We start from the raw sequence: 21,210 nt of genomic DNA, 5'->3' as shown, positions 1-21,210 counted from the left end.
AGCATAAAGACACCCCGGCCATTGCTGGCGGGGCTTTGGGGAACTGCGTTTTTAGCTCACGCACACCCTCACGGCCCGCCAGAAAAAGGCGGTTGTCGTGGTTGTGGTCGAGGTGAGCAAGGTATATTTCATCACTCGATAATGCTTAAGGTCGGCGGAGGAGTCAATGAGGTTCATAGAGGGAAGATATTACCCAGTGCAACGAGAAAGCCCTGGCAAATTTGCCAGGGCTTTTTTGAGTACTTAGCTTGGAGAGGTTACCGTCAGGTGTTGGGTCGTTATTTGTTCACCATAACTTTCCTCCATATCAAACGAGTATTTAAATGCCCAACTGACGCCCTCTTGATCAACAACCGGCACACCCACGCCAGAGAAGCAACGCCCCTCCAGGGAGATAGCCAAGTAGTAGGCTGCGGCGGAATGCAGTACTTCGTCGTACACAATCGCCGGATCAATCGGCAACGGTAAACGCCCGAGGTATTTGTTTAAAAGGACGGCGCCTTCGAACCCACCCCCTACCACTACCTTGGTTAACGCTTTTGCCTGCTCCGGGGTTAGCGTCACACAATTATTCTCATCAATAATCAAATTTGTCATTTTGGTTCCTTTGTCATTATTACTGTATCCATATACAGCGAACGGACTTTATCAACTTATTTATGGGATATCGCATGACTGGCGATGTGCCCTTGGTGACACATCTAATTCAAAAGATCATGAATATTGATAGCTTAATAAGGCCTAAATAAATAATAAACAAACCAAGCTATTAATCACAATCAGAAAAAATCCCCAGAAAAAACATTAAATCAAAAATACAGTTATCGCATTAATCATATCTATTGCAGAGTAATATTTTTTGCCAAGTAACATTGTATGATTATTAATATCGATGTATCATCAAAAACAGATCAGTGAGTCAAATAGAAAGCCAAGATCATCATAATTGTTACCTTTTATTAATCGGTAGTAGGCACCTTCACGCTTAGGAAAAAAACCTCAAAAAATCGCAAAAGGAAATAATTATCATGTTATATACCAAGACTGGTTCTGGCCACCCCATTATTTTTCTGCCTGGATTATTTGCCGGGGGTTGGATATGGAACTCAGTTATTGAGAGCATGGTTGATCATGGATATAGTCCTATAGTATTCAATGAATCAATACCTGTAACTTTTGGTAGCGGCTATAAAAAGGCGAAAGACTCGCTGGATCAGGTGATCGCCTCTTGTAATGAAGCACCTTATTTAGTAGGCAACTCATTGGGTGCATTAATTGCTTTACATTACGCATCCCTCGCGCCCTCTCAGGTTAAAGGCCTTTTTATGAGTGGAGCGCCCGGCCAGATTGAAGCGGATGCCGGCGTATCGTTAAGTGAACTGCGTACGGGCGATACCAAATATGCTCGTTCTTTGATGAGCAATGTTTATTTTGATAAAAGCAAAGTGCCACAACGTGGAATAGATGAAATTTCTCATCTTTTCAGCGATGAACAAATTCATAAAAACATCGTAAGATGGTTATCGTTCAGTAGAAAATATGATGTCCCAGAGACTCTTAATAAAATGGCCACTCCCACCCACTTTATTTGGGGAGAACATGATATGATAACTCCCATGGAGCCGTGGGTTACGCTATCTCAACAATTAAAAAACGTTAGTATGACTGTAATCAAAAATTGCGGACATAGCCCAATGCTAGAGGCACCGCAAAAATTTATAGCCGAATTGTTATCCTTACTAAATACCGAAGTGACTAGTCAAGGATAAGCCATAGTTATCACATTACTCTACCCCATATTTAAACCCCGCTATTAATTGCGGGGTAAAGTTGGTTGGCAGAATTCTCGGAACGATTCGGAAAAAATTCGACATGAAAATACATTAACGACCGGTCATCAAATCACCGGTTCGCCCTCAAACTCGCACGACCCGTTTGGTTATCGTGCATTATGCAGCAGCCTCAGGAAGCCGCTCTGTAGTGCATAAAAAAGGTCGCCATTGGCGACCTGAAACAAAAAACATTCTTGGGATTAATAAAAATATAATTATTGAGAGTTAAGAATGTTTTTTTGAGCAACCATCATCAATCTATTTGCCATATCGTTTAAAACATATAAATCTCTACGCCGAGTCCAGGCTTGTGCAGATTGGTTATCATACCATACCGGCAGAGTCACCTCCCTCAGTGCATATCCTTTAACATTACGCATTTGACATGTCATCACGCAACGCTTCACATGATCGCCATGTCCGATAACAGCCGCCGTCCCGACAGAAGCTGAATTACCCCCGAAATGTTTATTGATGATAGCTTGCAGTACGCCATCAGTACTAAGGTAAGTGAGATTTCCTTGGTCATCCCATTCTGGCTCAATGGAAACGATATCGTCGGCGGGGATGTCAGGATACATTTCTTTTGAAGCCAAATACCGTGCAATTTCCCACTGAACATACATTCGCATTGGCTTCATACGGTATGCCTTGGCACAGCAATCAGCAAGATCCTTGTTCATTGGCCCAGGTTGTGCCAACTCATTTTTTGACCCGGAAACATTTTCACGGTTCCCAAATGCAAAAGCAATGAGGATGTCCGTATCGCCTATAGAGATATAGGGTGGATGATTATCAAAAATGGTAATATCTAAATCCTCCGCCAATATAGCAGAAACACGCTTATCACCTAACTCCATCGTTAATTTATTGCACAAAGTACTATAAAAAATCTCATCTTTGTTTTTTTCAAACAACATATAGGCTCCTTGGTAATGTTATGACTATCTCACTCAAGTACTTAATAGCGATAAATTCTCTAGCAAAACGCGTAAACTCGAGAGTTAAACATTACCGGGTATCGATACTGATTTTCATCCCTTCAAAGTTGTGCCACCGCCGACAAAAAAATCACTCTGGGCTCACTGTCACAGACCTCACTGAAAGTAATTATAATGCCATCAATCCAATTGCAGCACACAGTGATCTTCCGATTCAGAGTAAGCAATCAGGCCATTGTACTCTTGCACCTGCGTACCATCGTCCACTTCGAACTCCGGGATACTACCGGTGGCAATGGTGCAGATTGGCTGGCCGTCTTTCACTGCAAACGTTGCCAACGCTTTAATTTGGTCTTGGGTGAGCAGTGCAGGCGTCATTTTTAATCGCTTCACGGTATTTCCTTCAGTAGGTTTACCCTGCTGGCACAGCAGCTACTCCTGGCTTTGCTGCACGGCTGATTGCTGCCGCGCCAATTCCAACAGGTGCGAAAGCAGCGAGCTATATCCTCCCAGGCAAATCGATACAATCAGCAGGACCAGCCAAGCGCCGCTGGCCATGATTGTCCCTAGATGCACAGGATATATCCGCGATCCCGACGAAAGTAGTGATAAGCGCGAACGGCTGGAGTTGACGCAATACCCTCCCATACCAGCAGCGGCGTCCGCGATACCGGCATGGTCCAGTTTCAGGCACATCATCCCACGCTTCGAGATAGGTTCCGCTTGTGCCGGTGTCCACCGACAAGCTGCTCTTTGCTTCGTCTGTTGCTTGTTGTGTGCTGCGAGGGGTCAGCACAATGTCTGTGCCGATGACGCATCAACTGGCAATCCTTCAGATGACATAGATAATTCTCCGAAATAATCCAGATAATTCAATGGTGTTATAGAGTGGGGGTCAGCGGATATAACCCCCCCCCCGGTATTATCCGGTTTTTTTATCTATCGGGCGGTGAACTTAATCTCAGCCTTCTTGATAATGCCTTTTCTAAATTTCTCTGACTTATTTTCAAATGCAAAATACATGACGACACCAAAACCAATCACACAAACAAATATCAAAGCCAGCTTTAAAGGCGTTAATTCTGACCTATCAAAAACCCAAAAAACATAATTATATAGATAGATTGAAAATGAACACTTACCGACAAATGCAACGCTACGAATAATCTTCGGAATCTTTCTCACCGAGAACGAACTTACAAGTGAAACCATTAGTAATGCAAAAATTGATGATACCAAAATTTCATATAATTTTATTTTGTTGTTAAATCCAGCTCCCTTATAAAAAAGCAACAAAGAAAATACAGCAATTAAAACCCATTGGAGATTTGCTTTGTTTATAAAACAGCCAATTTCTCGTTGGTACAGAGAGCATAACCATCCCAGCACAAAAAGTGAAAGGTAGGATGGAATTCCCCATGTTAGTAGTTGGTTATCGCTATAGATGTTAACCAAAAAACTCATTAAGAAAGCAGCAATCAACAAGGAAACTCTAGACATTTTAGTAGTAAACAACACAACCACTATAGGGAGGAGTACATAAAACTGCATTTCAACAGCAAGCGACCAATAAACACCACTAATTGAGAAGAATGTTTTTTCTGACAAATTATGAACAAAGAACATGTGCGATAACACATCAGAAATCCCTGTTGGTTTCACTGCGACACTGAAGCCTCTGATTAAAATTAACCAGAAAACCATAGATATGTAAAAAGGTATGGCTATCCGTAAATATCTCTTTAGAAAATAAATTCCATATTTTTTCGCTGAAAACCCACTGAAAAATGCTTTTCTACTTGAGTTAGCCATGCAGTAGCCGGAAATGATAAAAAACATCCCCACACCGATCCACCCGTTACCAAAGATCCCCAAAGCATCAAACCCGAAAGGTAACGGACTACCACCTGTTCCCGACCATAGGAACAGGTGGAAAGCAGTGACCAGCATAACGGCCACTCCCCTAAAAAAATCAATAATATCATTGCGTTCTGACATACAAACCCCTTTAATTATTGACGCAATGATAAGCTACCTCTCTCCAGATTACCAACCTATTGAAATGTAGGAATAGCTGTCGATATTTCCATCACCTGCCGGAATAAATCCATAAAGGTCAACCCTGTCTTGGTGTAATTAACGGCATTGATATATCTATTATTATCAGCAATTTTTGCAGGTATACGATAAATGGCGTAGCGGGGTAGAGAAACCGGCCGGGGATTGGCCGAACAGTCGGACAAGAGGAATTCCGACGGCGCCAGCGACCTGCTGGCCGAACTGTGCCAGAACGTCGGACAGATCCGCGAACGTGTAGCTATGAGTCTCGAATTTATCGTAGGAGTCCATGACCGTCATACCTTCGATACTTTGGTATTGGCGGATCATGTCCATGTGGGCCATCAGCCCTTTGTAAGCCGAGGTGATCTGTCCCATGCCCAGCACCGAGCGCAGCCCTTTAATCGAGTAGGTTCGCAGGTGTGCTTTGTAGACCAGCTGCGTGGCGCCAGTGGTAGCGCTATCGAACGCCAGCAGGCAATCAAAAATGCGCTCAACAACGGGACTGCCCCAGTCGTTTTCCGTCAGCATCTGCTGATAAAGCAGCGTGACGCCGTCAAAACGAATAATGCGGCTGTAATGAATTTTCCACGGGGGATCCCGGTAGCAGTGGTCACCACCTGGTAAAATTTGGGGGTGCCAAAATCCGGCCCCATTTCGGTAACGCGGTCGTGTGTCGTCGGGTTCACCATCCAACGGTCGAGCACCATCACGCCACGGCCCCCCCCCCCCGATATTTCACGAGATCCGTAGCCTAGCCGGGCGGCTGTATGAGAAGGAAAGAGGGAGGGATTTTGCGCAGAAATTACTGGGACATACGTCGGAAATGATGACGCTGAAATATCTCAATACAAGGGGAAAAGAATACGTAATGCTATAAAAGACCGAATACGATTCCTGTTCTCGCACCATACTAATTAATTCATTAAATATCATACATTTAAAACAAAAAAACGATTAAAGCACACCCAAGAAAGCATGTGAAAACACGTCAAAATAATCAAACACATATCATTTTTTTCGGGGATGCTCGGAAAAAACTCGAAAGGATTTTCGATCAAAATCCCCTCTGAAGCCAACCTTACACCCCGTCTGGCATAACTATTTTTTCTCTCGAACCAAAGCAGCAGCATCCCGCAACGCACCCCAGAACAAAAACCGGGCAATTTTCCCAAATCAGCATCCAGCATAGAAATGTTTCGCTTCAGTTGGTAGGTTAGGCAACAACTAAAATGACAAGGAAAAGTTATGGATACGGTTGAGGAATTAGGCGGGACGTATTTCTATGCTGGAAGGTATAACCTGAGTGCCAGTGAGCTATTTTTCATGATCTTCTGCGAAGAAACGGCCACTCAGTTAGGTATTGAGGATATAGCCGCCGTAGCGTTTATCCATGCGGGAAGAAATATTTCACCAACACGAGGGAAATTTAGAACGGCGATACCTGATACCTCCTTGGCTTCCCGACAAGCTAGAAAGGTGTTTGGAAATAGAATGTTTCCACTCGGGTTGAAAATGCCGTCGGTAATCGGAGGCTATCCTCCCTCAACCCTAAGACTGCGCATGGTAAGGAAGATGGGTACATTTGTAGGCCGTGCGGTCCCTGTTCTTGGGTGGGTCATCCTTGCAAAAGACATAACAGAGATTTCATTCAGATCTACGGTTAAGTACAACAGAATAGCGCGAGGTGCCGACAAGTTATGGTAGATAAAATTGAAGCGCGCATTTTTGAACTGGTGGAACCTTATAACGGACGCTCCTGGCTAACGTTTAAGAAGCAGATTCTTACTGGTGATAGTTCGTTGAATCACACCATGGGAATGGATGAGCAGGAAGCCATGGATCTTTTGGATGAAATTTTCACAGAATTTCACCTTGAGCATGATGCCTTGGACTTCACTACCTACTTTCCCGGCAGTAAGACACAATCAAAACCTCTCACTATCAATATGCTGATTGCATCCGCCAAGGCTGGCTGCTGGCTGTATTAGGCCGGCACTCGCCGGCCATCTTCATCAATATGCCTTCCACGCAGAGAACACCAGTGGATCACCGAAAGCATAACGATTGAAATTGCCGTTAACAGACCGCTCCTGACCTGCCGGTATAGTAATACGGTCACCATTTTCATCGACGACCACAATAGGGGATTTCGTCCAGTTGATAAGCGTTTGCATAAATTAAAGTCCGTCAATGTAGTGGAGTGCGCCAGGAACACGAATTTCAGTACCGCCAGAACGCATAATGGCTGGAACCTTAAAATGTACATTGTCAGCAGTGGCAGGAGCCAGGAACTGCAATGGCATAGTGTCATGCCCCTTAACCACCTCCATGTCCTTGCAATACACCACCATGCGATCATCATCCAACGGAGTATCTTCTGCTTTTCCCTGGTCATCCTTAATGTCCGCTGACAGCATGATGTCGTCGGTAAAAGTCATATCCTTAAAGTTCTCCTGAAGGAACATTAACAGCGTGTAGTTCGAGGCGTTGTCGGTAGCTCCAACTACCGATGGCCGCCCACCCTCCTTTTAGAATTTTCTGCTGACCTCTGGAATGCCCATTCGGAAAACTGTTAACCACCACCCACGAATACAGATCGTTTATGCTGATTTTCTTAGTGGCCAGCTTAAAAATTCAGAACAAAATAAAAACCACCAGCAGATAACGGTCAGGGTGACCAGGCAGGATCCGCCGGTGATTTTGCTTGCGCATTACGCAGCACCTGTATAGGCGCTCTGTAATGGGCAATAAAAATGCGAAATTCATGCTTCTTTGTTATCTTGATCAAAAAAACCATCATCATTTTCACAGGGGCATAATGATCATCTTATACACAGTAGATAGATTGGGCTTTTACCAAAACAATAAACATATTTCTTTGTTTAAGAAGAGCGTCGGACGTCCAGAGCTAGATGAATATCTAGACAGCCTTTTCCCTGACGGTCTCTCACGCCACGGAATGCTGTATTTTTGGAGTGGACACTCAAATCCAAAAGATATGACATCTGCTTTAGAACTACACCTTGAAATGCACCGCAGAGCGTTGCATCCACAAAAACCATCAAGGTTTACAAGCATTTTTTGCTGCCAATCAATAGACGAAGCAATTCAGTTTCGAGATAGGGATGGCCCAGCAAGCTTCCCCATTTATGAAGTGATGTGTGATGAAAAAACAATTCATGTGGCAGATATGAATATCATTAACCCCACAGCAACAACCTTGGTCTTCTCACAGCATATGGATATGTACTGGTCAGGTAAAAGTATGAAAGAATTAAGCCCAGAACACCCCGAGTTTAATGAAGTTATAGTTCCGTTACCTGCCACTATTGGTAATCGTATAGCCTAGGTTAAGACTCAGTCACATTATCATTCGCCCTGAAAAGGGCACCTGTCATGCTTAACCGAAGATAAAACCGAAAAGGCTAATTATTCCTTCAATTACAGCCCATCCAACAATTGCGGATGCCGCCATCAAAACAAGAAATGTTCCGGTGCCTGGTAAGTTGTACATTTTGTTATCTCTCGACGGTTGCCCGCCATTGGTTCAGCGTGGCGACCTGGCCTGCGCAAATTGATAACGCCGTTTGAAGCGCCAGCGCGTAGCTTCCAATATCACCCCAGGTATTACCCTGCAACGTTGGACGTTCACATAACCTGAATACAGACTCAGGGGGCAACAGAACTATGGGGGTTGGAGTCGGTGGTATCCGTGCTGTGCAGGAGGTCAAGCACAGCACTAGGAGCGAGGCGGCTGGCACATTCGTCGTTTTTGATAGCATCCTGATACATCCTTTGATAAATTTCGCCCTGCTGGCGCAGCTGCTGTTCTTTCTAAGGATTTTGCACAAAAACTACTCGGCCATAAGTCAGAGAAGATGACTGAGAAATACCTTAATGAAAGAGAAGCAAAATATGTGATATTAAGCGTATAAAATCACCGAGGGCGTTAGCTATGTGGTCTTGGGTTTGGGATGTTTGCGCAATCTACGGCGCATACAAATTGGTGGTTGGCGCAATGCATGCCATAGGTAATCACTTCTCTATGCTGGCAGAAGAAAAGCGGCATAAAAAGAAAAAATGAGTTATCAAAAATGGTCGTCAGCATGATGTTTTAGAAAAAGACCGGATATGGAAATTCGGAGAAATTTCGGAGAACTTCGGAATTATCGAGATAAGCCATTGAATTATATAGCAAATAAAAAAAGACCGAATACGATTCCTATATTCGGTCTAGGGAAATGGCTCTTGGGAGAGAGCCGTGCGCTAAAAGTTGGCATTTTGTGCAGGGCTTGTTCAGCCATGCACTTTAAGAGTAGCTTACCGCGCTAGTTTTGCCAGCCTCGCGCACGACCGGTGATAGTTGCGTTATGACATTAATCCCGCGCAATTTTTCAGCACCGATTCACCTCTGGCTAAGCCATTGTGGAGCAAGCCATTAGTTCGCGCACAGCTTCTCGGCGCGCTCACGATATGGCTCTGTGCTCATTTTTTTGCCGGGATTGGCAGCGTCATCCAGCAAGATCACATCCAGCGGCTGGGCGCGCTGCTGCCCTGCTTTCACCTGCGCTTCTGCTGCGGCGTTAAGCGGGTATTGCATCAGCGTGCTGTTGTTCAGTACAAACAGCGCGCCGCCGCTGCGGCATTGCAACGTCACTTCTTCTTTGGTGAACGCCCACTGCTTGCCGTATTCCAGCTTGGTGATGTTAACCAGTTGGTCTGCCGCCAGCGCGCCGGTCGCGGTGGCCAGCAGCGTAATGCCAAATAATACCGATTTCATGTTATGGCCTTAAGGTTGCTATTTGATTCAATTTTCCCGCAGTTTATAGGCATCCGGCAAGCCGCAATATTACACCGGCGCATAGGTTGCAAATAAACTGACCAGCAGCAGTACGCATGCGCCCAGCACAACCTCAATCCAGCAAGCCAGCACCAACCCGCGCTGTGCCAGCCTGGGTACGCTGCTCATCGCCGGTACGATGGCGTAACGGTTGGCCAGCGCCACCATGACCATCAGCGCCACCAGCGCAGTTTTGAACAACAACAGGCGCTGATATGGCGAAGCCACATCCAGCGGCCAGTTGCCGAGAATAATCAAACTGTTAATTATGCCGGTCAAGATAACCAACGCCACCGCCAGGTGCCCCCAGCGCGAGAAACGTATCAAGGTGATCACCGCGTCGCTGCGCCACTGCGGTTGAGCAAGATAGCGCAGGCAGCTCAACAGCGGCAGCAGGCTGCCAAACCAGTAACCGGCGGCCACCAGGTGCAGTGCATGGTTAAAACGGTGCAGCGCACCGAGTGCGCCCCCATGCATTGCCGCATGGCCGATAAACGCCATGCTGACCAGCAGCAACGTGGAAAGCAGCGCCAACAGCGGTGTACGGCGTTGCTCCGGCAGCCACAAGCTCAACAATGCCAGCAGCGACATCCCCAAATGCCAGCGCCAGACCTCGCCGAAGGTGGTGCCCAGCACCGCCCACAAAACATCGGGTTGCCAGGTATCGGCCCAGCCATCCCCCATCTGCCCAGCCTGAATCGCCAGCAGCGCCACGGCAGAAAGCCCGGCAAGCCAGGTGCTGGAAACCAGCAGAGGACGCACGTCACGGGAGAGATACGGGGAAAGGCGCTGCGGCGACAATAAGGCGGTGAACAGGCTGCTGCCAAACATCAGCATCACCGCCGCAAAGTGCACAAAGCGACACAGAACAAACAGGGCCGCCAGACTCATGGCTTAGTTGACGGTGAAGCTGTACTGGCCTTTGGTTTTATGGCCGTCGACCGAAACCACATGCCAGCTGACGTTATATTTGCCGGCAGCCAGATCGTCTTCGATAGGCAAATTGATCTGGGTGTTGTTGTTCGCATCGAGCTGCAATTTACCGGTTTTCACGTTGGCGTCGTTCGGGCCGGTGATTTTCACGCCGCTGAAGTTAGGCTCAATGCCTTCGGAGAAATTGAGCGTCAGCACCTTCGGTGCCGGGCTGACGATGGCATCTTCCGCCGGCGTCTGCACTTTCAAATGGGCATGCGCCAGCGCCTGCTGCGAGGACAACCCGACAAACAACACAAAAATAGTAGAAAGCAGGCGATACGAAGAACGAATTTTACCGATCACAGTGATATCCCTTAAAGCAATAATCGAGGGTGATAAGGGCCAAGGCCGGCGACCATAACCCACCGCAGATGATTGCGCCACGGGTAAACAGAAGAACGGGAATAACGGCTAACCCGCTGTTTTGACTCTCTACCCTCCCTGTAGCGTATCGTATTAAATGATAACGAGACTCGATCCGTAAGTCGAGCAGAACGCTGGCATTCTGCGATCTGGCAGCACGTATCGCTGCTAAACCATGCTAAATGCAGGGCATAAAAAAACCGCGCACCAGGCAAAGCCCGACGCGCGGTTATTCAGCGCAGATTTAACCCTGGCCGTTGCCGTTTTCACCGGCTGCGCCCATTTTCTTCAGATCTTTGTCGATGAAGAACAGAGCCTTGCCGCTAGTGCCCACCAACGCCAGTTTATCCAGCACGGATTTGAACAGTTTCTCTTCTTCATGCTGCTCAGCGACATACCACTGCAGGAAGTTGAAGGTAGAGTAGTCATGAGCGGTCATTGCCGCATGCGCCAGCTCGTTGATCTGGCGGGTAATCAGTTGCTCATGTTCGTAGGTCTGTTGGAACACGTCCGCAAGGGATTCGAACTCAACCGGCGGTGCGGCAATGGTGCCCAGCAGCGGCAAGGAGCCGGTATCGCTCAGATAATCGAACAGACGTTGCATGTGCTGCATCTCTTCCTGAGAATGCTCTTTAAGAAATGCGGCCGCGCCTTCAAAGCCTTTATCACTGCACCATGCGCTCATTTGCAGGTACATGTTGGCGGAATAAAATTCCAGATTCAGTTGCTCATTCAGCTTTTTGGTCATTTCTTGCGTCAGCATAATTATCCCTTTTATTTTGCAGGTATCGATTTAATTTTTCCGTATTATGCCTTGATAAGAACAAAATAAAAACACCTGATTTACATCATGAGCCATTTAATTTTTAATCAATTAAAAATCAATATGTTAAATTAAACATCAATTATTCATCTAAATTATTATGATAACTATTTTCATCTATACATTCACCCCGAAAACGAATCATTCTTATTTAATAAAACAAATAGATTGCATTACCTTCGGCATAATAAATAAGCGCTGATGGCTGGCGTTATTCCCGCGGCCCTGCTTCCCTTGCGCTTCAGGCTTGCCAAGCGCCGCCGGGTGCATTACCTTCTGCGCTGATCCAATGCGGTGACAGTAAGGAGAATACGGTGGGTTACAATCTGGCAGAGCTTTCCAAAGAAGAGATGGACAAGGTGAACGTTGATCTCGCGGCTTCCGGCGTGGCGTTTAAAGAACGCTATAACATGCCGGTGATCCCGGAAATGGTTGAACGCGAACAGCCGGCGCACCTGCGCGATTATTTCCGCGAACGCGTGGCGTTCTATCGCGTCGAATCACACAAGTATTCGCGCCTGCCGTACGAGCCGAAATCCAGATAAAAAAAACCCGCCGTCATGGCGGGTTTTGCATCATTTTGCCGCAAACCTGTCGGTGGCCAGCATCAACTGATGCAGGATACCCGGTTCATCGAAGGAGTGCCCGGCACCCTCTACGATATGCAGCTCCGCCTCCGGCCAGACCTTCGCCAGATCCCAGGCGTTTTGCACTTGGCAAGCCATATCGTAGCGGCCATGGATAATCACCGCCGGGATATGGCGAATCAACGGAACGTTGCGCAGCAGCTGGTCGTCGCTGTCCAGAAAGCCCAAATGGGTAAAGTAGTGGTTTTCGATGCGGGCGAACGCCAGCGCAAAGTCATCCTCACCAAAGGAAGCGGACTCGGTGCTTGGCAACAGCGTTACCGTCTCCCCTTCCCACACGCTCCACAACTTCGCCGCTTCAAGCTGCACTTGCAGATCCTTTGAGGTCAGGCGCTGGCGGTAGGCCGCGATCACGTCCTTACGCTCTTCCTCTGAAAGAATCGACAGAACGCGCTCCCATTTCTCCGGGAAGAAGCGCGAAGCGCCGTCCTGGTAATACCAGCTCAATTCCTGCTTACGCAACGTGAAGATGCCGCGCAACACCATTTCGCTAACGCGCTGCGGATGGGTTTGCGCATAGGCCAACGCCAGCGTCGATCCCCATGAGCCGCCGAACACCAGCCATTGGTCCACGCCGGCCATTTCGCGCAGGCGTTCAATGTCCTGCACCAGATGCCAGGTGGTGTTGTTGTCCAGGCTGGCGTGCGGTTTGGAGCGCCCGCAGCCGCGCTGATCGAACAGCAGCACCTTGTAGCGCTGTGGATCGAACAGTTGGCGGTGATAGGAGGATATCCCCCCGCCCGGTCCGCCATGAATAAAGACTGCCGGCTTACCCTTCGGGTTGCCGCTCAGTTCCCAGTAGATCCGGTGGCCATCCCCTGTGTCCAGCCAACCGCTGTCATACGCTGCTAACGGCGGGTACAAACCTCGTAATTGTTCCATGGCGCTTCCGTCTCTGTGGTCATACCCTCATAAAAGCCGAAGCGGCCCATCAGGTCAACGGTAAAACCTGAAAACTCCCATACTCCCCGGCAAGTTAGCGTGCGTTTGCTTAAAATGACCGCAAAATACCGGCCGGGTCAGCCCAAACGAGCATACCCAGCGCCTGGGTCAGCCTCTTTTGCGCAAGTGCGGCTCACGCATTTCCTGAGCGGTTTTCGCCTCGATGCCCAGTTCTGCCGTAGGCCGCAGCAGCAGACGCGGCAGGCCAATGGGCTCCCCGGTTTCAAGACAATAGCCGAACTCTCCGTTGTGAAGCCGCGACAACGCCGCAGCGATTTTCGGCAACAAGCGGCTTTCGCGGTCCAACTGGCGGAACAATAATCGCAGGTCTTCTTCACGCGCGGCTTTATCCGCTTCATCGCCGGAGACTTCACCGCCGTCGATGTCGCGTTTCAACGCATCGATGTGCAGCAGCAATTTTTGCTGCTCCTCCAGCAGGCGTTGGCGAAAAAACGCCTGCTGTGCCGGGTTCATATAATCAGACTCCGGCATGGCCAAGAGTTGCTGTGGGTTTAACAAGGAAACGACGGTCATTGCGCTCTCCCGTGATAATTTATCTGTTACATTATAACATAACAAACCAATTAAGCAGCCTTTCACAAAAAACAAAATACTCACGCTTAACAAGCGATTGACTAAAACATACGTTTTCATGCTTGCAACCAACCGGTGTAAGGTGGTTAATGGCTTAGCAAACCACCCACCCATAGGTAACTGAGAGGCCAACATGAGTAAGGGAATGGATAGCAAGAAAAATGCGAAGAAGAAGCCGTTGAAAACCCCTGCAGAGAAACGTGCAGGCAAACGCGCCAAAAAAGGGCAAACGTCCGGCGAGTAAGCGAACTTCTAACCGTAATTAAACCCGCCGAGGCGGGTTTTTTGTTGTCTGAAATTACCGGAGTGAATACCGATGCCCCACTTGACTATCGCCGCCGCTCAGTACCACGCCGTGGCCGCTGATATTGACCGCAATTTGGACCACCATCTGACATTCATCCGTCAGGCCGCAGAACAGCATGTGCAGTTGCTGATTTTTCCTGAACTTTCGCTGACCGGTTACGAGCTCAATGCTGCCAGTCGTTTAGCCCTTACACTTGACGATCCACGTTTGCAGCCGCTAGCCGATGCGGCTAAAAAACAACAGATGACGCTTGTTGTCGGCGCTCCGCTCAACGATGGCACTGAGTTGTTTATAAGCGCATTCACGTTCAGCCCCGACGGCGGCCGAAATACCTACACCAAACAACATCTGCACGGTGCGGAAAAAGAGATATTTCGTTCCGGCAATGGCGGCCCTCTGTTGACGGTAAGCCAACGACGGATCGCCCTGGCGATTTGCGCTGACACCGCGCACCCAGAACATGCCACCGATGCCGCAATAGCCGGTGCCGAGATCTACGCCGCCGGCGTGTTGGTTTCTCAAGCCGGTTACTCCACCGACAGCTCTAATTTGGCGAGTTATGCGCAACAACATGGCATTGTCACCTTGATGGCTAACCATGCCGGCCCTACCGGTGGCTGGATCCCTGCCGGTAGAAGCGCAATATGGGATGAAACAGGCCGGCAGGTAGCCAGCGTACCAGATAGCAGCCAGGGGTTGCTGATTGCAGAAAACCGCCCCAACGGTTGGCACGGGCGCTACTGCCGGTTAAGCTAACGCTGAGCTGTTGCCCCAGAGGAAACCATGATTTTACGCGTAATAGACACTGAAACCTGCGGGCTGGACGGCGGCGTGGTGGAAGTCGCCTCCGTCGACCTGATCGACGACCACATCGCCAATCCGATGAGCGACTTGGTCAGCCCCGATCGGCCCATCAGCATTGATGCGATGGCTATCCATCACATCACCGAACAGATGGTCGAGGGTAAACCGCGCATCGCGGTGGCGATCGGCCGCTATCTGGGTAGCCCTTACTATGTGGCGCACAACGCAGCGTTTGATCGCGGCGTGCTGCCGGAAATGCGCGGTGCCTGGATATGCACCATGAAGCTGGCGCGCACCCTGTACCCGGACATCAAATACGGCAACCAGTATCTGCGCTATGCGTTGAATCTGGAGGTGCAACTGCCGCAAGACACCACGCTGTACCCGCACCGGGCGCTGTACGATTGCTACGTCACCGCCGCGCTGCTGCAACGCATCGTCAAGGATTCGGGTTGGACGCCGGAACAAATGGCGCAAATCACCGAACAGCCGGTGCTGCTGAAGAAATTCAAATTCGGCAAGTATCGCGGGCAGGAAATCGATCGCATTGCGCAGGAAGATCCCGGCTATCTGCGCTGGATGTTGAAGTCCATCGAGGATCTCAGCCCGGACATGAAGCATACGTTGAAATACTATCTGATCGGCTAAAAAAGCGGGCAGCAATCGCCGCCCGCCTGCAAATTACTCCGCCAGCGCCAGAATAAAGGCGTACTCCAGCGCAATGTCCTCATAAGCTTTGAAACGCCCGGACTTGCCGCCGTGGCCGGAATCCATATCGGTATACAGCAGCAGCTGACGATCGTCGGTTTTCAACTCGCGCAGCTTCGCCACCCACTTGGCCGGTTCCCAGTACTGTACCTGCGAATCGTGCAGCCCGGTGGTCACCAGCATGTGCGGATAATCTTGCGCTTTCACCTGATCGTATGGGCTGTATTGCTTGATGTAGTCGTAATACGCCGGCTCGTTCGGGTTGCCCCATTCGTCGTATTCGCCGGTGGTCAGCGGAATAGACTCATCCAGCATGGTGGTGACCACATCGACAAACGGTACCTGCGCCACTATGCCGTTAAACAGCTGCGGTGCCTGATTGATCACCGCCCCCATCAACAGGCCGCCGGCGCTGCCGCCCATGGCGAAGACGCGTTTGGCGTCGCCATAACCCTGCGCGATCAGCGTTTCGGTCACGTCGATAAAATCGTTGAAAGTATTTTGCTTCTTGAACAGCTTGCCGTCCTCATACCACAGCTGCCCCAGCTCGCCGCCACCGCGAATGTGCGCCAGGACGAAGACAAAACCGCGATCAAGCAGGCTCAAACGGCTGGCGCTGAAGGCCGGATCCATGCTGCTGCCGTAAGAGCCGTAGCCATAAACCATCAACGGATTGTTGCCCCGGATAAAGCGATCCTGGCGGTAAACCAGCGAGACCGGCACCTCGACTCCATCCCGCGCTTTTACCCATACCCGTTCGCTGCGGTAATTTTCCGGCGTAAAGTTTTTCACTTCCTGCTGCTTGAGCATCTCGCGCTCGCCGCTGTCGAGATTAAGCTCATACAGCGTGGTCGGCGTGGTCATCGAAGAGTAGCCGTAGCGCAGCAGTTCGGTTTCCGGCTCAGGATTGTAGGCCAGCCAGGTGGTATAGGTCGGATCGTCAAAAGCGATGCGTTTCACTTCGCCGCTCTGCCAGTGGATCTGGCGCAGTTGGGTCAGGCCTTCGCTGCGCTCCTCCACCACCAGCCAGTCACGGAACAGGCTGAAGCCTTCAAGCATCACCTCGATACGCGGAGCGATAAGCTCCTGCCACTGCGCTTCATCCGCCTGCTCGCTCTGATACAGACCGAAGTTCTTGCCGTCCTTGTTGGAGCGGATATAGAAATGCTGATGGTAGTGATCGATGCCGTATTCATGATCCTTGCGGCGCGGCACAAACATCTGGGGCGTGCTGTCGGCGCGATCGGCGTCCAACAGCAAAATCTCCGAAGTGGTGGTGCTGCTCAGGTGGATCAGGATAAAGCGTTCGGAGGTGGTTTTTTCCAGCCCGACGTAGAAGGTGTCGTCCAGCTCTTCGTAGATCAGTTGGTCGTGCTGCGGATCTGTGCCCACCACATGGCGATACACCTGATAGGGCAGCAGCGTTTTGGCATGTTTACGCACGTAATAAACGGTGGCGGAGTCGTTCGCCCATTCGAAACTGCCGGAGGTATTTTCCAGCACTTCGTCGGCCCAACTGTCGTCGTTCAGATTTTTGAAGCGAATGTCATACTGCCGGCGTGACAGAAAATCCTCCGCTACCGCCAGTTTCTGGTTGTCGGGGCTGACTTCCAAACCGCCCAGAGTGTAAAACTCGCGTTTTTCGGCGCGCTGATTGCCGTCGATCAGCGTATCCCAGCGTTCACTTTCCGCCTGTGGCTGACGAACATAAATCGCGTATTCGTTGCCCGGCTCGAAACGGGTCTGATAACGGTAACCGTGCCTGACATAAGGCACCGAGTGCTCCTGCTGGGGGATACGCGCCACCATCTCTTCATACAGCGTCTCACGCAACGCCTGCTGCGGTTTCAGCATCGCATCGGTAAAAGCGTTTTCCGCCTGCAGATAGTCCAGCACTTGAGGGTCTGCCCGCTCGTCGTCGCGCAGCCAATAGTAGTCATCCACGCGCGTATCGCCGTGGATGGTGATGGGATAAGGTCGTTTTTCTGCCTTAGGGGGTGTCATCATTGCTAAATCATCCGCTTACCTTGATTAAGGCAAGAGTGACACGATTCCCCCCGGCTTGCCAAGCGGCGCTACGCCAGCTCGCGTTTTTTCTCGTTGACGTCGTTTTCAATGCCCTGCTTGACGTCCGCAGGGATCTTCAACGACTGCGCCAACGCATCGAGATAGCCGCGTTCCATAAAGTGATCGACGTCGATCACCATGCAGCTCAGGTAATACACCTCAAGCGCCTCGTCTTCGTTTTTCACGCTCTGGGCGATCAGATCCGGGTTTAAGGGTTGGTCGATCGCCTCCTGCACCCATTTTTGCGCTTCCTCGCCCACCTGCAGCTGTTCCAGGCTATGGTCGATCGCGCGTTTTTCTTCCGCATCGATATGGCCGTCGCTCTTGGCGGCAAACACCAGCGCCTGCACCAACCGTTTGGCGCGCAGATCCACCGGCGTAGTTTGCAAGCCAAACTGCGGTTCGTCCTGATGAGTTTCTTTTACCCGCTGTTTGTATTTATTCCACAACACCGCGCCAACGGCCGCGCTGCCACCGATAATCAAGGCGTTTTTACCGAACTTGCCCACCAGCTTGCGCGAAGATTTGTTCGCCAGCAAAACACCCACCAGGCCCCCCAACGCGGTCGGGGCCAGCAGTTTGCCAATGCCTTCCGCCCCACCGATGGAACCGGCCTTTTGCCCAATCATCGATTGAATCTGCTGCATCCAGTTATTTTTCATGCTCTACCCTTTGCGTGAGGAAACGAGGCGCGCAGGCACGGAAAAGCCAACCGCCGATGAACCGTCAGATTAGGGGATTTTTTGTCAACTTACGTATGGGGGATGAAAACCTGTGTTTAGCGCAGAGAAAACGATGACGGGCCACGCAGGCCCGTCATTTTTAGTGCTTCAGCCTTCTTCGCCCGGCTGTTCTTCGTCCTGCTCATATTCTGCCAGTTCGTCACGCATCGCCTGAATCGACTCACGGGCCAGCAGCGCCAGCGTACGGTAAAAACCGGTGGTGGCATGCGCCTCCACTTTACCGAGGAAACGGCCGCACCAAGGCAGCAGGTATTCGTCAAACAGGGTGATTTGCGCCTGCACTTCGTCTTCCTGCGATTGATCTTCCAGCCAGGAGGCAGCCAGCAACAGAGAACCGAAGTGATCGGCCGGCGCTTCGCCAAGCGGCATGCCACGTTGCTGCAGGAAAGTGCGAACTTCCGCCTCCGTTGCCCCTTCCACATAAGCGGAACGGAACGGCGACACGCTGCATTCGCTGCCGACAAACATCGCGTTGAAATCGGCGGAAAGCAGGTTCACATCGCATCCCTGCTGCAAGCGCGTCAGCAGTTCGTCCTGCTCCAGCGGCCAGTGTTGCTGCAGCTTGCCCTCTTTAATCAGCGTGAACAGCGGCACCAACAACGGATCTTGCGGCTGACGGTAAAACAGCGTACCCAGCACGCGGCAAACAACGGAAAATTCATTCATGATAATGCCTTATACAATACGGAAAATTTGCCGGGACGATGTCACAAATCGGCCAATTCCGCAATCGCCGGCTTGCCGCGCCGCTCGAGAAAGTCCAGCAGGCGCCGTGGGCTGACGTTGAGGATCCGTTCCTGCGGAAATTCCACTTCAGCGATGATGCGTTCACAGTGCTCGAAGCCGCCGAGTGAGAAAGCGATATGCGAATCCGACCCCAGCGCCAACCAACCGCCTGCATCACGCACCGCGGCGGCAATCGCCCGGCAATTGTCCTCGCTACCCTTGCGTGAATGGGTGAATGACGAGTTATTCAGCTCCAGCGCCACTTCATACTTCGCGGCCGCTGCGGCGACCGCCGCGATGTCGATAGGATACCTTGGATTACCGGGATGGCTGATAATGTGCACATCCCCTTGCGCCATCGCGGCGATCATCGCTTCGGTATTGGCCGCCTTGTCCTGCGGCGCAAACACCGGCTCGTGGAAGCCGGCGATAATCACGTCGACTTCGTTCAACATCGGTCCGGTGCAGTCGATATCGCCCTGCAGGTTTTTGATGTTGGCCTCGATACCGCGCAGGATCCCTACGCCATCCACCAGACGCGGCCAGACGCGCATGTTCATAAAGTGCCAGTAATGCGGCGCATCGGCCATATCCGGGCCGTGATCGGTGATGGCGAACAGTTTGATGCCCTTTTGATGGGCTTCGACGATGTAATCATGCAGCGTACTGTAGGCGTGGGTACTGGCAACGGTGTGCATATGCAAATCAACAGGGTACATTATTTCTCCTTCTGGCGGCCTGCCAAAGGGACGGCGGCAGGCCGGGTTTCTTATTAGCTTAGCAGGTGAGTCACCGAAAGGTCAGTAACCAAGTTGCACATCCACCATCCCTGCCGGCGTTTGCCCGGCCTCTAAAGTGCGGATGTTGGCGGCTATCTGGTCCATCGCCTGTTCCGGCAAGGTGATGGCAGCAATATGCGGGGTAATGGTGACACGCGGATGACGCCAGAACGGGTGTGCCTGCGGCAGCGGCTCGTTGACGAACACATCCAGGGTGGCGGCGGCAATCTGCCCCTGCTCCAACGCCTGCAAGAGATCGTCCTCAACCAGATGCGCGCCGCGGGCGATGTTGATCAGATAGGCTCCCGGCACCAAATGCGCGAACAGGTGGCGATTGAGGATACCGGCGGTTTCCGGCGTATTGGGCAGCAAATTGATCAGCAATCGAGTGCCCTTGAGAAACGCAGTGCGCTGCTCTGCGCCGGCAAAACTCTCAACGCCATCGATCTGCTTCGGGCTGCGGCTCCAGCAACGTACGTTAAAACCGAACTCCACCAACTTTTGCGCCACGCTTTTCCCCAGAACGCCTGCCCCGAGGATGCCAATGGTGAAATTATCCTGTTGGTGGGGATCGAGCGGCTGCCATTTTTGCTGCTGTTGCAGCAAGTGATACTCGTCGAAACGACGAAAGTAACGCAGTACGTAGCTCAACGCATATTCCTGCATCTGCTGCGCCATGCCGGTGTCCTCCAGGCGCAGCAGCGGGACGCCCGCCGGCAGCGTGCCGGGATGTTGGCGCTCTTGCTCGAGAATGGCATCGACGCCCGCCCCCAGGGCGAACACCCCTTTCAGTTGCCGGCGGTTAGCCAGCATCTCCTGCGGCGGACGCCACGCCAGCGCATAATCCGCCGGGCGATCGTCGCCGGGTTGCCATTCGCGAACGTTGGCCTGCGGCAGACGCTGTTTGATGCCTGCCAACCAATCCTGGGCGTTAAATAAGGGGTGGTAATAAATGATGTTCATCGGTCAGACTCCGTCTGTTTTTTATGCATTTTCATCCAGATTTCCGCGATTCGCCGACAGATGCAAGCGCTAAAGCCAAAAACGCAAACAGCCCC

Annotated in this window: 26 protein-coding genes and 3 pseudogenes; 8 read left to right on the top strand and 21 right to left on the bottom strand. The window is 50.7% G+C overall.

The genetic code is table 11. The annotated features are described in order from the left end of the window. Positions 1-243: 243 nt before the first annotated feature. Positions 244-597, bottom strand: a complete 354-nt coding sequence (locus ACTJJ1_RS03540) for a hypothetical protein (protein ID WP_440832386.1) — start codon at positions 595-597, stop codon at positions 244-246. Positions 598-1,028: 431 nt separating this feature from the next. Between ACTJJ1_RS03540 and ACTJJ1_RS03535 the strand changes: the two genes are divergently transcribed. Further along, on the top strand, positions 1,029-1,769 hold the full coding sequence (locus ACTJJ1_RS03535) for an alpha/beta fold hydrolase (protein WP_020438856.1): 741 nt from the start codon (positions 1,029-1,031) through the stop codon (positions 1,767-1,769). 278 nt (positions 1,770-2,047) lie between these two features. Here the strand turns inward: ACTJJ1_RS03535 and ACTJJ1_RS03530 are convergent, their stop codons facing one another. The 5 genes and pseudogenes from ACTJJ1_RS03530 to ACTJJ1_RS03510 all read right to left on the bottom strand — a co-directional run. After that, a complete protein-coding gene (locus tag ACTJJ1_RS03530) occupies positions 2,048-2,752 on the bottom strand; it encodes a hypothetical protein (RefSeq protein ID WP_440832384.1) in 705 nt (234 codons plus the stop codon). Positions 2,753-2,953: 201 nt separating this feature from the next. Beyond that, the gene (locus ACTJJ1_RS03525; protein WP_440832382.1) at positions 2,954-3,166 is read right to left on the bottom strand and encodes a hypothetical protein; all 213 of its coding nucleotides are present in this window, start codon (positions 3,164-3,166) and stop codon (positions 2,954-2,956) included. Positions 3,167-3,205: 39 nt separating this feature from the next. Beyond that, positions 3,206-3,331 carry a hypothetical protein gene (locus ACTJJ1_RS03520; protein ID WP_440832380.1) on the bottom strand — a complete coding sequence of 42 codons (126 nt, stop codon included), beginning with the start codon at positions 3,329-3,331 and terminating at the stop codon, positions 3,206-3,208. A 381-nt stretch (positions 3,332-3,712) separates the two neighbouring features. Next, a complete protein-coding gene (locus tag ACTJJ1_RS03515; protein WP_440832378.1) occupies positions 3,713-4,771 on the bottom strand; it encodes an acyltransferase family protein in 1,059 nt (352 codons plus the stop codon). Between the two features lie 204 nt (positions 4,772-4,975). Next, positions 4,976-5,568, bottom strand: a pseudogene (locus ACTJJ1_RS03510) (anti-CBASS protein Acb1 family protein); the annotation flags it as partial. Here ACTJJ1_RS03510 and ACTJJ1_RS03505 point away from each other — a divergent pair. Further along, positions 5,559-5,711, top strand: a pseudogene (locus ACTJJ1_RS03505) (tyrosine-type recombinase/integrase); the annotation flags it as partial. The pseudogenes ACTJJ1_RS03510 and ACTJJ1_RS03505 sit on opposite strands and share 10 nt — an antisense overlap. A gap of 52 nt (positions 5,712-5,763) precedes the next feature. On the opposite strand, the gene ACTJJ1_RS03500 reads toward ACTJJ1_RS03505, so the two are convergent. Continuing rightward, entirely contained in the window at positions 5,764-6,021 is a 258-nt protein-coding gene (locus ACTJJ1_RS03500) for a hypothetical protein (protein WP_440832376.1), read from the bottom strand. 58 nt (positions 6,022-6,079) lie between these two features. Between ACTJJ1_RS03500 and ACTJJ1_RS03495 the strand changes: the two genes are divergently transcribed. Both ACTJJ1_RS03495 and ACTJJ1_RS03490 read left to right on the top strand, forming a co-directional pair. Then, the gene (locus ACTJJ1_RS03495; protein ID WP_330762277.1) at positions 6,080-6,538 is read left to right on the top strand and encodes an STM2901 family protein; all 459 of its coding nucleotides are present in this window, start codon (positions 6,080-6,082) and stop codon (positions 6,536-6,538) included. Beyond that, positions 6,532-6,822: a DUF1493 family protein gene (locus ACTJJ1_RS03490; protein ID WP_330762278.1), complete on the top strand. Its 291-nt coding sequence runs from the start codon at positions 6,532-6,534 to the stop codon at positions 6,820-6,822. Before ACTJJ1_RS03495 ends, ACTJJ1_RS03490 begins: the two co-directional genes overlap by 7 nt. Before the next feature lie 24 nt (positions 6,823-6,846). Here ACTJJ1_RS03490 and ACTJJ1_RS03485 read toward each other — a convergent pair whose 3' ends face one another. Together ACTJJ1_RS03485 and ACTJJ1_RS03480 are read right to left on the bottom strand one after the other, a co-directional pair. Beyond that, entirely contained in the window at positions 6,847-7,008 is a 162-nt protein-coding gene (locus tag ACTJJ1_RS03485; protein ID WP_440832374.1) for a hypothetical protein, read from the bottom strand. A 3-nt stretch (positions 7,009-7,011) separates the two neighbouring features. Continuing rightward, positions 7,012-7,314, bottom strand: a pseudogene (locus ACTJJ1_RS03480) (major capsid family protein); the annotation flags it as partial. Positions 7,315-7,574: 260 nt separating this feature from the next. On the opposite strand from ACTJJ1_RS03480, the gene ACTJJ1_RS03475 reads away from it, so the two are divergent. Further along, a complete protein-coding gene (locus ACTJJ1_RS03475) occupies positions 7,575-8,183 on the top strand; it encodes a hypothetical protein (RefSeq protein WP_440832372.1) in 609 nt (202 codons plus the stop codon). Positions 8,184-8,352: 169 nt separating this feature from the next. Here ACTJJ1_RS03475 and lysC read toward each other — a convergent pair whose 3' ends face one another. From lysC to ftnA, 5 genes are all read right to left on the bottom strand, one after another. After that, positions 8,353-8,616, bottom strand: a complete 264-nt coding sequence (gene lysC, locus ACTJJ1_RS03470; RefSeq protein ID WP_440832370.1) for an Rz1-like lysis system protein LysC — start codon at positions 8,614-8,616, stop codon at positions 8,353-8,355. Between the two features lie 656 nt (positions 8,617-9,272). Then, complete coding sequence (locus ACTJJ1_RS03465; RefSeq protein WP_013812467.1) at positions 9,273-9,614, bottom strand: YebY family protein; 342 nt, start codon at positions 9,612-9,614, stop codon at positions 9,273-9,275. A gap of 69 nt (positions 9,615-9,683) precedes the next feature. Then, positions 9,684-10,565, bottom strand: coding sequence for a copper homeostasis membrane protein CopD (gene copD / locus ACTJJ1_RS03460; RefSeq protein ID WP_440832368.1), 882 nt, complete (start codon positions 10,563-10,565; stop codon positions 9,684-9,686). A gap of 3 nt (positions 10,566-10,568) precedes the next feature. Then, positions 10,569-10,952 (bottom strand): CopC domain-containing protein YobA, encoded by a 384-nt coding sequence (gene yobA / locus ACTJJ1_RS03455; RefSeq protein WP_004943122.1) that lies wholly within the window; start codon positions 10,950-10,952, stop codon positions 10,569-10,571. A gap of 304 nt (positions 10,953-11,256) precedes the next feature. Beyond that, positions 11,257-11,775 carry a non-heme ferritin gene (ftnA, locus tag ACTJJ1_RS03450; RefSeq protein ID WP_440832366.1) on the bottom strand — a complete coding sequence of 173 codons (519 nt, stop codon included), beginning with the start codon at positions 11,773-11,775 and terminating at the stop codon, positions 11,257-11,259. A 374-nt stretch (positions 11,776-12,149) separates the two neighbouring features. Here ftnA and ACTJJ1_RS03445 point away from each other — a divergent pair, with 374 nt between their 5' ends. After that, positions 12,150-12,380 (top strand): DNA polymerase III subunit theta, encoded by a 231-nt coding sequence (locus ACTJJ1_RS03445; RefSeq protein WP_004943118.1) that lies wholly within the window; start codon positions 12,150-12,152, stop codon positions 12,378-12,380. 30 nt (positions 12,381-12,410) lie between these two features. Here ACTJJ1_RS03445 and pip read toward each other — a convergent pair whose 3' ends face one another. Both pip and ACTJJ1_RS03435 read right to left on the bottom strand, forming a co-directional pair. Next, positions 12,411-13,364: a prolyl aminopeptidase gene (gene pip / locus ACTJJ1_RS03440; RefSeq protein ID WP_004943115.1), complete on the bottom strand. Its 954-nt coding sequence runs from the start codon at positions 13,362-13,364 to the stop codon at positions 12,411-12,413. Positions 13,365-13,532: 168 nt separating this feature from the next. Continuing rightward, positions 13,533-13,958: a TraR/DksA C4-type zinc finger protein gene (locus ACTJJ1_RS03435; RefSeq protein WP_004943113.1), complete on the bottom strand. Its 426-nt coding sequence runs from the start codon at positions 13,956-13,958 to the stop codon at positions 13,533-13,535. A gap of 376 nt (positions 13,959-14,334) precedes the next feature. On the opposite strand from ACTJJ1_RS03435, the gene ACTJJ1_RS03430 reads away from it, so the two are divergent. Both ACTJJ1_RS03430 and exoX read left to right on the top strand, forming a co-directional pair. Next, positions 14,335-15,081 (top strand): carbon-nitrogen hydrolase family protein, encoded by a 747-nt coding sequence (locus tag ACTJJ1_RS03430; RefSeq protein ID WP_409443466.1) that lies wholly within the window; start codon positions 14,335-14,337, stop codon positions 15,079-15,081. Between the two features lie 27 nt (positions 15,082-15,108). Further along, the gene (gene exoX / locus ACTJJ1_RS03425) at positions 15,109-15,777 is read left to right on the top strand and encodes an exodeoxyribonuclease X (RefSeq protein ID WP_004943107.1); all 669 of its coding nucleotides are present in this window, start codon (positions 15,109-15,111) and stop codon (positions 15,775-15,777) included. 33 nt (positions 15,778-15,810) lie between these two features. Here exoX and ACTJJ1_RS03420 read toward each other — a convergent pair whose 3' ends face one another. The 5 genes from ACTJJ1_RS03420 to ghrA all read right to left on the bottom strand — a co-directional run bounded on the left by ACTJJ1_RS03420 (position 15,811) and on the right by ghrA (position 21,115). Further along, a complete protein-coding gene (locus ACTJJ1_RS03420) occupies positions 15,811-17,844 on the bottom strand; it encodes a S9 family peptidase (RefSeq protein WP_122289519.1) in 2,034 nt (677 codons plus the stop codon). A gap of 68 nt (positions 17,845-17,912) precedes the next feature. Then, positions 17,913-18,566, bottom strand: a complete 654-nt coding sequence (locus ACTJJ1_RS03415) for a tellurite resistance TerB family protein (protein WP_013812460.1) — start codon at positions 18,564-18,566, stop codon at positions 17,913-17,915. Positions 18,567-18,734: 168 nt separating this feature from the next. Beyond that, positions 18,735-19,313: a TorD/DmsD family molecular chaperone gene (locus ACTJJ1_RS03410; protein WP_062792782.1), complete on the bottom strand. Its 579-nt coding sequence runs from the start codon at positions 19,311-19,313 to the stop codon at positions 18,735-18,737. Positions 19,314-19,354: 41 nt separating this feature from the next. Beyond that, entirely contained in the window at positions 19,355-20,092 is a 738-nt protein-coding gene (locus ACTJJ1_RS03405; RefSeq protein WP_004943097.1) for a phosphatase, read from the bottom strand. Between the two features lie 81 nt (positions 20,093-20,173). Then, positions 20,174-21,115, bottom strand: a complete 942-nt coding sequence (gene ghrA, locus ACTJJ1_RS03400) for a glyoxylate/hydroxypyruvate reductase GhrA (protein ID WP_202290547.1) — start codon at positions 21,113-21,115, stop codon at positions 20,174-20,176. Positions 21,116-21,210: the final 95 nt, after the last annotated feature.

Origin of the sequence: Serratia sp. 22264 (genome assembly GCF_052045345.1) — a bacterium.
Classification (GTDB): domain Bacteria; phylum Pseudomonadota; class Gammaproteobacteria; order Enterobacterales; family Enterobacteriaceae; genus Serratia; species Serratia plymuthica.
This window is presented reverse-complemented; position numbering and strand designations above follow the sequence as displayed.